Source organism: Marinobacter zhanjiangensis (assembly GCF_014651935.1).
GTDB lineage: Bacteria > Pseudomonadota > Gammaproteobacteria > Pseudomonadales > Oleiphilaceae > Marinobacter > Marinobacter zhanjiangensis.
In genome coordinates this window covers 98748-111590 of sequence record NZ_BMXV01000005.1, presented here as the reverse complement: position 1 = coordinate 111590, position 12843 = coordinate 98748, and the positions used below count along the sequence as shown (strand labels likewise).

The following is a 12843-nucleotide window of genomic DNA, read 5'->3' as shown; positions in this document are numbered from 1 at the left end:
CCCGGGGGAATCAGAACCAGCCTGCCCGCATGTCCAGACAGGTGGTGTCCTGATTCTGCAGCAGCACCAGGTCCTGCGCCACTTCCGGCAGGGTCCAGTGGAAGAAGTAGCGGGCCGCCTGCAGCTTGCCCAGGCAGAAGCTTTCCTCGCCAGGCCCGGCTTCCGCCAGCAGGCGCGCCGCGGCATTGGCCTGTTGCAGCCACATCCAGCCCGCCAGCATCTCGCCGAACAGATGCAGGTAACGGCTGGCGTTGGCCAGCACCCGGTCTCCGGCCCCGCCCTGCAGGCCCTGCCCCAGGCCCTGGGTGACCTTCACCGCCCGTTGCAGGGTTTCACTCAAAGACAGAGCCCACTGTTGGGTGTCCTGGGTGGTGGCGGCCTCCAGATCCTTCTGCAGGGACTGCAGGAACAACTGCAGGCCATGACTCTGATGCTGCCACACCCGCTGACCCAGGAATTCCCGCGCAAGGCGGCCGGATTCATCAGGATCAGGGATCTGGCTGGCATCGCGCGCCCTTCCCAGGCTCACTGAGGTCAGCCACGCGGCGTGCCGTGGCCACCAGGCAAGCAACGGTTCGAGGAATGCCAGCAGGCGTTCGCTGTTCGCTCGCTGGTCCGCCTCGGGGTGGCTTTGCACGTCCTCAGCCAGGGAGGCGCCATACAATCCCATGGCCAGGGCAGCCTCGCTGCGACTTTTCGCCACCAGCAACCGACCTCGCAGATCCGCCGATTCCGGTGCGTCCAGATCCGCCATGTCGAGGGTTGTCAGCAATGTCCGGTAGTCCTGCCACGCACTGACAGATGCGGCCATGGGCGCGGCTATCAGGTCTTCCGAACGGGTACGGAACAGGCGCGATTGCTGGCCGGCGGTTTCGTAGAGGGCATTACCCAGCGTCAGGATGACTTCCGGCACCACGCCAACGGAGTCGCCCGCCAACGCTTCCGCCCGCTCGTCACCGGCACCGCTGCGACCTGCCGAGAGCCGGCCAAAGGTTTCCACCACGGCCCGGAGGGAGCTGTCCGAATGGGCCTGATAGCGTTCGCGGGCGGCCAGAGCACCGGTATCGAGGACGTCAAATAACTGGAACAGAAATTCCCGGGATTCGACCTGACTGGCAAGCATGACTTCTCACTCTTCTGATGGACAACGGGCCAGGGTCCGAAGAACCCCGACTGGCCTGTGGGCGTGGAGGCGACAGCCTCGCACAGGCCAGCCATCAGATCCAGACCAGGTGCGGGATGCTGACCGTCGCCTGCCGGGGGGCGATGTTCCGACCGGCAGGTGCAGCCTGCTGAGCAGAGTCCTGTCAGACCACCCGGGGGTAGACACCGCCGGTGCCACCCTTGGACAGAACCCATTGCCACAACTGGAGGTCCCGGGACCGGAAGGCGCCGGCGCAGGACAGCAGGTAATAACGCCACATCCTGAAAAAACGCTCGCCAAGCTCGTCGGCGAACCGGGGCCAGGCCTCCTCGAAATTGCGGTACCAGGCCATCAGCGTCTTGTCATAGTCCGGGCCAAAGTTGTGCAGGTCCTCCACCACGAACAGGTTGTCCACCGCATCGCCGATCTGGCCAATGGAGGGAAGCTCGCCGTTGGGGAAGATGTATTTGTCTATCCAGGGGTCATTGCCATGGGAGCGCTGGTTCTTGCCGATGGTGTGCAGCAGGAACAGGCCGCCATCTTTCAGACAGCGCTCGGCCACCTCCATATAGGTCCGGTAGTTCTTCTGACCAACGTGCTCGAACATGCCGATGCTGACGATGCGGTCGAAGGTCTCATCCACGTCCCGGTAGTCCTGCAGCCGAAACTCGAGAGGCAGCTCCGGATACTGCCGGCGGGCGTGCTCGGTCTGCTCACGGGAGATGGTGATACCGACACACTCCACCCCGTAATGCTCGGCGGCATAGGCCATGAAACTTCCCCAGCCACAGCCGATATCCAGCACCCGCATGCCGGGTTCCAGCTGCAATTTGCGGCAGATCAGGTCGAGTTTGGCTTCCTGGGCCTCGTCCAGCGTCGTGGCGTCCTTCCAGTAGCCACAGGTGTAGGTCATGCGGGCGTCCAGCATGGCCCCGTAGAACTCGTTACCGAGATCATAGTGCCGCTCACCCACTTCCTTTGCCCGCGAGACGGTCTGCCGGTTGAACAGGCGAGCCTTCAGGTAATGCAGCAGCAACCGCCTCGGTCTTACCTGCTGGGCCAGACGGGCGCGCAGTAGCCGGTAAATGAATTCGTCGAGCGCCTGCGCCTCCCAGGCACCGTCCATATAACTCTCGCCCAGTCCCAGGTTGCCGCCCGCAAAGATACGTTCGGGAACGTCGGGAGCATTAAGCTGCATATCCCAGGGCCGGTCTCCGCCCAGGTCAATATCGGCTTTTGCCAGAAGCTCCCGCAGATAGTCCTGAAGGGGTGACCGACCTGCAACCCTCGCCTTGCCAGTTTGTTTTAACAGCTCCATGAACTTGTCCCTCCTGACATACCGTAGAGTTTATCCGTCTATTTTCAAGATAGACCCAAAACATCCATTTTTTTAATTGGTCTGCTCAATGAGCCCGGAAAAAGCCTTCTATGACGTCAGGAGCGACACGACCATGACGTCACCGACCCTCTCAGGCCAAAAAACGATGACCGTGTCTCAACAAGAAATATTTGATGTAAGACATGTCATATTTTTCGAGACATTTACTGGTTTTGTCTTAATTAACCGTTAGCCTTGCTGTACAGGTTCCGGTTAAGCACCGGTAACCCGATATGAGAGAAACTGGAGTTTCTCCAATAAAAACAGGGCCCGGTGGCCGGCACAGCCATCTCCAGTGGGCCCGAGAAGTGATGAGAGGGAGGTGCCTGTGTCAGAAGACAAACCGTCCAATGTACCCATCAATTCCGGAAGGCGGCAGTTGCTGATAGGCTCCGGCCTGCTTGGTGCGGCAGCCGCAGTGAACCCCGGCATGGCGTTCGCAGGGTGGCGCCGTGGCCATTGGGGCTGGGGTCACCCGGAGGAAAACGTTGAACCCGTTGACTGGACCGTCGAACAACTGCGCACGGCGCTTGATGCACTGAGGGACGATACCTTCTTTGCCATGATTGCCTTTGGCGTTCCCGGCGACGATCCCTACTCCGAGTACCAGGGTGTCAGCACGCCCTATCCCGGTGGTATCACCACCCGGGCGGATCTTTACCTGTCCGGTGGCACCGATCTGCTGGTGCCCATGCCGACGGCATTCATGAACCAGATGCTGGCCTCCATCGCCACCTACCTGCGCCTGTCTCCCATGGACATCCCCGAGATGGCGTCTGAAGACGTGGGCGAGAACGGTGAGTGGATTCTGGAAAACCTCGACCGCACCTTCACCGAGTACCTGGAAGGCGAAGTCTCCAACTCGGTGCTGGTGGCACTGCTGCTGAACCTGGCCGCAACCCGTGTTGCCGGCTCCATCGACGGCCCATTCCCGTCACCCTTTGCCAACCTGTCCTGGGATCAGAAAGCCCGGGTATTCGAGGAACTGGAAAACCAGCACTCCTGGCTGAGGCGAGCCATCACCTGGGCCATCCCCGACTGGCATTACCGGGAAGCCGCCCCTGGCGTACTCAACCTGATGATATCGTTCATGCTGCGCGTCAGTGGCTTTGGCAGTTACTGTGAGTTTGCCGTGTTCAACCCGGCCACCCGTGAAGTGGCCCAGCGTCCGCTGGGTTGGGTTCTGAGCCAATATGCGCCCGATGCACCGCCAAGCGGTATCGGTAGCGACGACTTTATCGGTTATTTCCAGGGTCGGAGGAGTGTCTGATGCGTGATGTGATTATTATTGGCGCCGGTGGCGGTGGCCCCGTAGTCGCCAAGGAACTGGCCGAACGCGGCCTGGATGTATTGATGCTTGAGGCGGGCGCACGCCATGCCAACCCGGAGCAGGAGTGGTCCGCCCTGGAAAACCACATGAACAGCTCGCTTTCCGGCAAGCTGCGCTTCGGGCCCTCGGACCCGGCCAAACCGGCGTGGTTCCGTGAGCAGACCACCCCGGGCTCCTTTTCCCAGGTGGCCGGTGTCGGTGGCACCACCCTGCACTACTATGGCAACAGCCCCCGCGCCATGCCAGGCGTGTTCGCCGGCTATAGTGGTCGTGACCGCCGAATGTACGACCATCGCCACAAGTTCCCGTTCAGCTACGACGAAATGCGTGGTTACTACGAGTGGACCGAGGCGACCCTGCCGGTACAGACTGCGGCCATGGGTACCAAGGAAAAAGCCTTTTTCGATGGTGCCGCGGCAGCAGGCCTCACACCGATCACTGGCAAGGACGTTACCCATGCCGGTTTCCGCCCCCAGGAAAACGCCATACTGCAACCCGGAGGCACCGCCGGCCAGACCAGCGATCCATCACAGCTGAACTACCCCAATGCCACGGGCTGCACCCTGTGTGGCCACTGCTTCCAGGGCTGCATGTTGCCCAAGGGCGCGCCGCGCAACCTGAAGGCCCGTCGTTCTACCGATAACAGCTACACGCCGATGGCGCTGACGGCGGACCTGTGGAAGTCCGGCGGCAAGGCCGTCACCCTGGTCAGCGATGCCTATGTCACCCGCATTCTGTCCGACCGTCGCTGGGGTCGTCGCATGCAGAAGGCAACCGGTGTGGAATGGCGCGACGTCAATACCGGTGAAGTGCACAGCGAGGACGCGAAAGTTGTGGTCATGGCCGGCGGCTGTATCGAGAACCCGCGCCTGTGGATGAACAGCGACCTGCCCGATCCCAACGGCTGGGTAGGCCGTGGCCTGACCGATCATGCTCTGGACTGGGTCACCGGCATCTTCGACCACGACGTGGGCGGTGCCAAGGGTACCTCCTGTTCGTCCCGTGCCGACTTCCCGGGTTATGGCGCCATCCAGAACACCGCCAACACGCCGGGCGCAGCCGCCAACAACCTGGCTCTCAGCGACAGCGGCATCCGCGGTGCCTATACCAATGGTTTGGGCTCCCGGGGCGCCTGGGACGGCGAGGCCGGCCGTGTCTTTGGTACCGAGCTCAAGGACATGATGTCAGACATCAACCGTCAGATGAGCATCCTGGTACTGACCGACGATGACGTGGAACGCCAGAACAGGGTGGATGTCTCCCGCGTGTTCGAGGATGACCATGGCCCTGTGGCCCGGGTCAGCATCGACAAGCGTCGCCGTTCACGTCGCACCCAGCGCAACCGGGACTACCTGGCCAACAAGTCTGCGGAGATCCTGCGGGCCGCCGGCGCGAAGAAAATCATTCGCACCGACTGGACGCCGGTACTATTGCACCTGCACTCCTCAATGCGCATGGGTGACCATCACCGCAACTCGGTGCTGGACCAGAACTGTGAAGCACGGGCCGTGGAAGGCCTGTTCATTGCGGACAACTCGGCCCTGCCGAACTCTCTCGGCGGGCCCAACCCGACCCTGAGCACCCAGGCGCTGGCCACCCGTACTGCCGAGAAGATCTTCCAGCAGTACTTTGACGGCGATGCCTGGGTCGGCAGTGAAAGCCCGATCTGCTCCATTGATGACGTGGTCACCCAGGCCGTGATCAACCGGGGTCTCTGAAACCTGCGCCGCCAGGGGAAGGTGGCCAGAGCCGGAAAGGACTCCGGCGAACGTTGGGGGTAACACTCTGCTTGCAGAGTGTCGTTTGGCCCGGCAGTTTCTGCCGGGCCTTTTTTGTGGCTGACCGTCAGGGTGTCAGCAAATCCAGACAGTGGGAGAGGGTCTGGGTGATGCCGGCATTCAGGCGCAGATCCAGCATGTCATCGGCACGGGTGCGGCCGAGATTGAGCGCTGCCATGGGTTTGCCCCACTCCCTGGCATAGCGGCAGAAACGCAACCCGGAATACACCATCAGCGATGACCCCACCACCAGCAAGCCGTCCGCCTGACGAAGATGGTCCAGCCCATGGTTGACGCGCTCTCCGGGCACAAAGTCTCCGAAAAACACCACATCCGGTTTCAGGATGCCGCCGCAGTGGGGGCAGTCGGCAACGCGAAAGCGGCTGAAATCCGCCTCCAGATCCGCATCCCCGTCGGGAGCAACGCCAGCAGTGAGATGAAGAAACCCGGGATTCAGCTCGGCACACCACTCATGGACCTGATCCCGGTCACAGCGATAAGCGCAGTCCATACACAGCACTTGGTCCGCACGACCGTGCAGATCGATCACCGCCCGGCTGCCGGCCTTCTGATGCAGCCGGTCAACATTCTGGGTGACCAGCAGGTTGGTGTAGCCAAGGCGTTCCAGTTCCGCCAGATGTTGGTGAGCCAGGTTCGGGGTGGCGTTGCGAATCACCGGCCAGCCCAGCAGACTTCGCCCCCAGTAACGCTGGCGAAGCGCCGGGTCTGACAGAAAGGCACTGTGCTGTACGGGCTGACGGCGCTTCCAGGCACCCCGGGCGTCGCGATAGTCGGGAATGCCCGAATCCGTACTGACCCCCGCCCCGGTCAGCACCAGCAGCCGGGGATGGCGGTGAACATAGTCCGCCAGCTGCCCCGCGGCCTCTGCGGCGGCCTGCTCTGCCGGCTCGGGTCCATGGCAGGGCATGGGAACCGACCGTGTTGTGGGACGCATGGATCTCATGACCGGTCTCCGGTTGTCTGCCGTCCATCCAATAATGGCTGCAGAGACATGAGCCTGTCGGTGAGAAAGTTCTGTGCCACACGGATGCGGGCCATCCTGCGCGAGTCCTGCTGCGCCAGCAACCACAGGTCAATGCTCTCTCCTTCCAGGGGGCTGGACAACCGTTTCAGGTCAGCGGTGCGGTCGCCCAGGTAACAGGGTAATACCCCCAGGCCGCCACCCGACCGGATCAGGCCGCACATTCCCAGCAGACTGTTGCACCGCAGGGTTGCCGTCGCCCGGCGCAGGTTTCGCCGGTACCAGCGGCCCGTTGCCAGATGCACGAAACTGTCGTCCGGAATAACCCATACGTGCGTACCGGGCAGATCGGATTCATCGAACGGGTGCCGGTCAAGATAGGCCTGGCTACCGTAAATGGCGGACTCGATACAGCCAATACGCGCGCCCACCTGGGTCTGTTGCGGCTGGTTGGTGGGCCTTAATACCAGGTCAGCGTCGCGCTGGGTCAGACCGGCCACATCCGTGCTGGAAATAGCCTCCAGTTCGATGCCCGGATGGTCGACAAGCAGATCTGCCAGCAGGGGGGCCAGCAGCCCGTTAAGCAGACTGTCAGTAGTGGCAAGGCGGACCCGGCCCTCCGGCTGGGCTTCCTGCCCCACCAGGCGGCGTTCGAGGTTTTCCATATCCACCGACAACCGGTCTGCTTCCCGGAACGCCAGGTCGCCGGCGGGGGTCAGTGCCAGGCCGTCCCGGTTGCGCTCGAACAGTTGAACACCCAGTTCTTCTTCCATCTGGTCCAGCCGCCGCAGCACGGTGGTCTGGTGCACCCCCAGCAATTCTCCGGCCCTGGCCAGAGTGCCGCCATTAGTCAGCGCATGTACGTATCTCAGGTAATCCCAGTCCATATTCAGTACCGGTGTCTCATATTACTGCAAATTTGCAACGGAACTATGGAGTTTAACGTATTTAAACTGCGGATGAGAGCGGTCAAAATACGCACACCCTGACGAATAGGACGTTAACTATCCGCCGGGAGGCAACGACTCATGCAATCAAACCAACCTGAGGAGGTAAGACGTATGCAAGATCGCGCCGTAGTAACCACCCCCGTCCCCTCCACCGTGCTGCACAACGCCGTTGAGGTTCGCCGGGAATATACCCGCCTGGCCGCCCGGAAAGCTGTGAAAATGGTGGCTCGCTGGATGCATACCGCCCAGCACCGTATCTCGCTTTATACCCGGCCCAATCGTCCGGCTGCAGGCTAACGGCAGAAAACCGGCCGGCAAGGCCCAACGGGACTGGCGGAACGCAAAAAGACTTGCCACGGGCACATGGGGCAGGCAGCATTCCGGTTCCATACACAGAACAGGAAACTGATCATGACACAGGCTACCGCCCGCCATATTCTCGTTGAAACCGAAGCCAGGTGCGATGAACTCAAGCAGGCCATCGAGAACGGACAGGATTTCGCCGAAATCGCCCGTGAACACTCCCGCTGCCCATCCGGTCGCAATGGCGGTGATCTCGGTTCATTCGGCCCCGGTCAGATGGTTCCGGAATTCGACAAGGCTGTGTTCAACGGCGAACTGAATACCGTTATGGGTCCGATCCGTACGCAGTTTGGTTACCATCTGCTGGAGGTTACCAGCCGCTCCTGATACCAGGAGCCTTTTGCAATCGGGCCCTCGCTACCGGGCCCGGCGAAAAGTCAGGTTGAAGCGGACATGACCGGTGGCATCACACCGGCCATCCGGGACCGGCGCAATACCATGGTATCGCAGCCGGTCCTCTCCCCCCCATACCAGCACATCCCCATGTTCCAGCCGTAACCTGGCGGGAGATCCACCCCGTTTCAGGCCACCCCACAGCAATATCGCGGGCAGCCCGAGTGACACCGACACCACGGGCCATTGCAGATCCTGCTCGTCCTTGTCCTGATGCAGTCCCATGCGGGCGCCGGGACGATAACGGTTGATCAGGCAGACATCGGGTTCGAATCCTGCAAAACCAGCTCTTTCGGCCACGTCACGGGCCAGCCCCGAAAATGCTGGCGGCATGGCCGGCCAGGGTTTGCCGGTTTCCGGATCCACCTCGCTGTACCGGTAGCCGCGACGGTCGGTCACCCAGCTGACGTCGCCGCAGCCGGTCATGGCAGCCGACATCCGGCGACCACCCGGGGTCATCATCTGGCGAAAGGGAGACAGGGCGGATACCGCCCGGATGCCGTCCAGAAGCTCGCCGGCCAGGGGCGTGGCATATTGCCGGAAAAGGAAGGCTCCCGGCCCCAGCTGTTCCGGCTCTCCGGGTGCGCTGAGCACATCCTGATCTGTAAATAAATCCGGCACTGGTTACCTCACTGATTACCGTCGGAGTTGACCCCCAGGGTCACTATACGGCGCTTTCCGGCGTTTTGCCGGCGCATTCATCGCACCGCATGCTACCTGAATCACGACAAGATGCCTTGTTGACGCGCTTTGTGCCTCGCTGGCCCGGTTTATGCTCCATTCCCTGCAGACGCCAGTTTACCGGCTGTTCGTAAAACAAGCTGACACCACCGGAGAGTCGTCATGACCGTTGTCACCTCAAGCCCGCAGGCGGATCTTCTCCACCGGCTGTACGAAAACAAGCAGAAACAGCTCGTTGCCGCGAGCAAACAGGGCAATTCGCTGCTTTACCGGGTCCTCGAAGCCGAGGCCCGTGCGATCAGTGACGCTCTGGACTCTGCCACCCGCCGCTGAGCTACACCTGCGATCAGAACCTTTCTGTCGCAGCAACCACGAGTGTGGTACATCGGATCGCCACCGGAACTGCTGGCCAGCATTTCGGGACACGCCGCCTCGCAACTGATTCCCGACATCGAGCAGGCCATTGCCGACTACCCCTACCCCGACACCTATGAAGCCTGGCCCGGCCCCAACAGCAATACCTTTGTGGCCTGGGTTATCCGCCGGGTTCCGGGGCTTGATGTCAACCTGCCCAATACCGCCATCGGCAAGGATTATCTTGGCAACGACTATCTCGCCCAGACGCCTTCAGGTGTCGGCTACCAGCTGTCCGCCGGGGGCTACTTCGGCATCCTCGCGGGGGTGCGGGAAGGCCTTGAACTGAATGTGCTCGGCCTGTCTCTGGGCGTTGACCCCCGGCATCTGGCCATCAAACTGCCGGGCATCGGCTCCCTTGGCCTGCTGAACCCCTGGCCGCAGATCTCCCCTGCTCCATGACCCCTTTCTGAACGCTGAATTACCCGAGATTCACCTGCCCCCGCAAATCAGGCAAGTCGATCAAGTTTTGCCTCACGTTTAAGTGAGACTCCTAACAATAACGTCTCATTGTAAAAGCATAATATAGAGGGTGCTAAAGAACCCTGAAGAGGATCTGTAAGCCACCCCTATTTTGAAGCATGCCAAGGAGGCGTTCGTGAAACGAGAGAGAGAAACACTCAACCACCCGCTGAATCCGGGTCGCCGCCGGGTGCTGGTGGGCTCCGGAGTCCTCGGCGCTGCCGCCGCGGTAGCGCCGGGCCTGCTGGTGCCCGGCAGGGCCCATGCCGACCTGGACAACAGTGATGTCCAGTGGACCACGGAACAGCTCAGGGCCGCGCTGGAAGCACTGCGCAATGATACCTTCTTCGGACTGGTGGCCTTTGCGGTGCCCGGTGATGACCCCTACAGCCAGCAGCAAGGCGTCGCCACCGGCATTCCCGGCGGCATCGGAACCCGTGCCGACCTGTATCTTGCCGGCGGTATCGACCGGGTTGTTCCCCTGCCGCCACAGTTCATGAACCAGCTGCTGAACGGCATCGGTGCCTACCTGGACGCTGCTCCCCTTTCCATTCCCGACGATGCCGCCGCCAACCTCGGCGACAACGGCGAATGGGTCCTGGAAAACCTGGATGCCTCCCTCGGGCGGTACCTGGAAGGGGACGTGCCCAACTCCATCATGCTGACGCTGCTGCTGAATCTGGTGGCCAACCAGGTGATTGAGCCGCCGGGCAGCGGGCCATTTGTAGCGCCCTTCTCCAACCTGAGCTGGGAACAGAAGGGCCGGGTCATGGCCGCCCTGGACGGTGAGAATTCGTGGCTCAGGAATGCCTTGCGGTGGACGATTCCCGACGCCGCTTTCCGGGACGCGGCACCGGGGGTGCTGCAGGCGCTCATTTCTTTCGTGATCCGGATTGCCAGCTTCGCCAGTTATAACGAGTTCGCCGTGTTCGATCCGGAGAACCTGACCGTCGCCGAGCGGCCACTTGGCTGGGTACTCAGTGGCTACGAACCGGATGCGCCGCCGATTCCTGATGGCGGCAATGATTTTATGGGTTATTACCAGGGACGGAGGAGTGCAGACAATGCGTGATGTCATTATTATCGGCGCCGGTGGCGGTGGCCCCGTAGTCGCCAAGGAGCTGGCCGAGCGGGGCCTGGATGTGCTGGTGCTGGAGGCCGGCGCACGCCACGCCAATCCGGAACAGGAATGGTCCTACCTTGAAAACCACATGAACAGCACCCTGACGGGCAAGTTCCGGGTGGGTCCTTCCGACCCCACCAGGCCCGGCTGGTTCCGCGAACTGACGAAGCCGGGCAGCATCTCCCAGGTAGCCGGTGTCGGCGGCACCACCCTGCACTATTACGGCAACAGCCCCCGGGCCATGCCGGGCGTATTTGCCGGTTACCGGGGCGCCGACCGCAACCTTTACGACACCCGCTTCCGCTTCCCCTTCACCTATGACGAGATGCGGCCCTACTATGAGTGGACCGAGGCCACCCTGCCGGTACAGACGGCGGCCATGGGCAAGAAGGAGAAGGCCTTCTTTGACAGCGCGGAAGCTGCCGGCCTGTCGCCCCTCACCGGCAAGGACGTCACCCGGGCCGGCTTCCGCCCCCAGGAAAACGCCATCCTGCAACCCGGTGGCAACGCCGGCAAAACCCGGGACAGCTCACAATTGCGATACCCCGACGCCACCGGCTGTACCTTTTGCGGTCACTGTTTCCAGGGTTGCCAGATTCCCAAAGGCGCGCCCCGGAACCTGAAGGCCCGCCGTTCCACGGACAACAGCTACATTCCCATGGCACTCACTGCCGACCTGTACAAGCCGGGAGGCAAGGCCGTCACACTGCTGTCGGACGCCTATGTAACCCGCATCATCAGCGATCGTCCCCGGTTCAGCCTGGGCCGCGTGGCCAGGGGTGTGGAATGGCGCGACACCAATACCGGCGAGACTCACAGTGAGGAAGCCAGGGTGGTGATCATGGCCGGAGGCTGTATCGAAAACCCCAGGCTGTGGCACAACAGTGAGTTGCCGGACTTCAACGGCTGGGTCGGACGGGGCCTCACGGACCATGCCCTGGACTGGGTGGTGGGCCAGTTTCCTCATGATGTCGGTGGTACCGAGGGTGCGGCATCCTCCTCCCGGGCGGACTTCCCCGGCTACGGCTCCATCGAGAATACCGCCAATATGCCGGCCATCCATGCCAACAACCTGAGCGACAGCAATACCGGCATCCGCTCCCTGTACGACAATGGCCAGGCGAACACCGGGTCCTGGGATGGCAAAAGCGGCCGGGTCTATGGCACCGAACTCAAGGACATGATGTCCGATGTCAATCGGCTGATGGCGGTACTGATCCTTACCGATGACGATGTGGAATACCAGAACCGGGTGGACGTATCCCAGGCCTTCACTGACGAGCATGGCCCGGTGGCGAGGGTGCGAATGGAAAAGCGCAACCGTTCGAGGCGTACCGTCCGTAACCGCAACTACCTGACCAATCGTGCCGCGGAAATCCTGCGGGCCGGCGGTGCCTCGAAGATTATCCGTATGGACTGGAACCCGGTCCTGTTGCACATGCAGTCGTCCATGCGCATGGGCGACAGTGCCCGCAACTCGGTGCTGGATGAAAACTGCGAGGCCCGCGCGGTGGAAGGGCTTTACATTGCCGACCATTCCGCATTGCCCAATGCCATCGGGGGGCCCAATCCCACCCTGACGTCCCAGGCACTGGCTACCCGTACTGCGGAGAAAATCTTCCAGAAGCACTTTGGCGGCGACTCCTGGGTTAGCCGGGAAAGCCCGGTCAGCTCCATTAACGATGCCGTAACCCGGGCCGTCATCCAGCGGGGAATCTGACCGCTTCCCCTGCAGTAACAGCCCGGCCCAGCCGGGCTGTCCTTCCTCCTCTTTGCCGGCCCCCGAACCCCGGGCCGGCCTTTTCCCGGGCATACGTTTCAACAATTACCGTATCTGAAACCCGG

At 61.9% G+C, this 12843-nt stretch carries 13 protein-coding genes; 8 read left to right on the top strand and 5 right to left on the bottom strand.

The window, feature by feature from the left end; all coding sequences use genetic code 11:
- Window positions 1–10 precede the first annotated feature (10 nt).
- On the bottom strand, window positions 11–1123 hold the full coding sequence (locus IE079_RS11565; RefSeq protein ID WP_189576575.1) for an acyl-CoA dehydrogenase C-terminal domain-containing protein: 1113 nt from the start codon (window positions 1121–1123) through the stop codon (window positions 11–13).
- Window positions 1124–1307: 184 nt separating this feature from the next.
- Window positions 1308–2462, bottom strand: coding sequence for a cyclopropane fatty acyl phospholipid synthase (gene cfa, locus IE079_RS11560; protein ID WP_189576573.1), 1155 nt, complete (start codon window positions 2460–2462; stop codon window positions 1308–1310).
- 388 nt (window positions 2463–2850) lie between these two features.
- On the opposite strand from cfa, the gene IE079_RS11555 reads away from it, so the two are divergent.
- Together IE079_RS11555 and IE079_RS11550 are read left to right on the top strand one after the other, a co-directional pair.
- Window positions 2851–3792, top strand: a complete 942-nt coding sequence (locus tag IE079_RS11555; RefSeq protein ID WP_189576571.1) for a hypothetical protein — start codon at window positions 2851–2853, stop codon at window positions 3790–3792.
- Entirely contained in the window at window positions 3792–5570 is a 1779-nt protein-coding gene (locus IE079_RS11550) for a GMC family oxidoreductase N-terminal domain-containing protein (protein ID WP_189576569.1), read from the top strand. Before IE079_RS11555 ends, IE079_RS11550 begins: the two co-directional genes overlap by 1 nt.
- Before the next feature lie 127 nt (window positions 5571–5697).
- Here IE079_RS11550 and IE079_RS11545 read toward each other — a convergent pair whose 3' ends face one another.
- Window positions 5698–6594, bottom strand: coding sequence for an NAD-dependent protein deacetylase (locus tag IE079_RS11545; RefSeq protein WP_227712464.1), 897 nt, complete (start codon window positions 6592–6594; stop codon window positions 5698–5700).
- Window positions 6591–7499, bottom strand: a complete 909-nt coding sequence (locus tag IE079_RS11540; protein WP_189576567.1) for a LysR family transcriptional regulator — start codon at window positions 7497–7499, stop codon at window positions 6591–6593. Before IE079_RS11540 ends, IE079_RS11545 begins: the two co-directional genes overlap by 4 nt.
- Window positions 7500–7673: 174 nt before the next feature.
- Here IE079_RS11540 and IE079_RS11535 point away from each other — a divergent pair, with 174 nt between their 5' ends.
- Both IE079_RS11535 and IE079_RS11530 read left to right on the top strand, forming a co-directional pair.
- Window positions 7674–7859 (top strand): hypothetical protein, encoded by a 186-nt coding sequence (locus IE079_RS11535; RefSeq protein WP_189576565.1) that lies wholly within the window; start codon window positions 7674–7676, stop codon window positions 7857–7859.
- 114 nt (window positions 7860–7973) lie between these two features.
- The gene (locus IE079_RS11530) at window positions 7974–8252 is read left to right on the top strand and encodes a peptidylprolyl isomerase (protein ID WP_189576562.1); all 279 of its coding nucleotides are present in this window, start codon (window positions 7974–7976) and stop codon (window positions 8250–8252) included.
- A 30-nt stretch (window positions 8253–8282) separates the two neighbouring features.
- Here IE079_RS11530 and alkB read toward each other — a convergent pair whose 3' ends face one another.
- Window positions 8283–8939 carry a DNA oxidative demethylase AlkB gene (gene alkB, locus IE079_RS11525; RefSeq protein WP_189576560.1) on the bottom strand — a complete coding sequence of 219 codons (657 nt, stop codon included), beginning with the start codon at window positions 8937–8939 and terminating at the stop codon, window positions 8283–8285.
- Window positions 8940–9161: 222 nt separating this feature from the next.
- Here alkB and IE079_RS11520 point away from each other — a divergent pair, with 222 nt between their 5' ends.
- From IE079_RS11520 to IE079_RS11505, 4 genes are all read left to right on the top strand, one after another.
- Window positions 9162–9332 carry a hypothetical protein gene (locus IE079_RS11520; RefSeq protein ID WP_189576558.1) on the top strand — a complete coding sequence of 57 codons (171 nt, stop codon included), beginning with the start codon at window positions 9162–9164 and terminating at the stop codon, window positions 9330–9332.
- A gap of 12 nt (window positions 9333–9344) precedes the next feature.
- A complete protein-coding gene (locus tag IE079_RS11515) occupies window positions 9345–9815 on the top strand; it encodes a DUF3750 domain-containing protein (RefSeq protein ID WP_189577052.1) in 471 nt (156 codons plus the stop codon).
- 196 nt (window positions 9816–10011) lie between these two features.
- Window positions 10012–10947 (top strand): hypothetical protein, encoded by a 936-nt coding sequence (locus IE079_RS11510; RefSeq protein ID WP_189576556.1) that lies wholly within the window; start codon window positions 10012–10014, stop codon window positions 10945–10947.
- Complete coding sequence (locus IE079_RS11505) at window positions 10940–12718, top strand: GMC oxidoreductase (RefSeq protein WP_189576554.1); 1779 nt, start codon at window positions 10940–10942, stop codon at window positions 12716–12718. Before IE079_RS11510 ends, IE079_RS11505 begins: the two co-directional genes overlap by 8 nt.
- The last annotated feature ends 125 nt before the right edge of the window (window positions 12719–12843 follow it).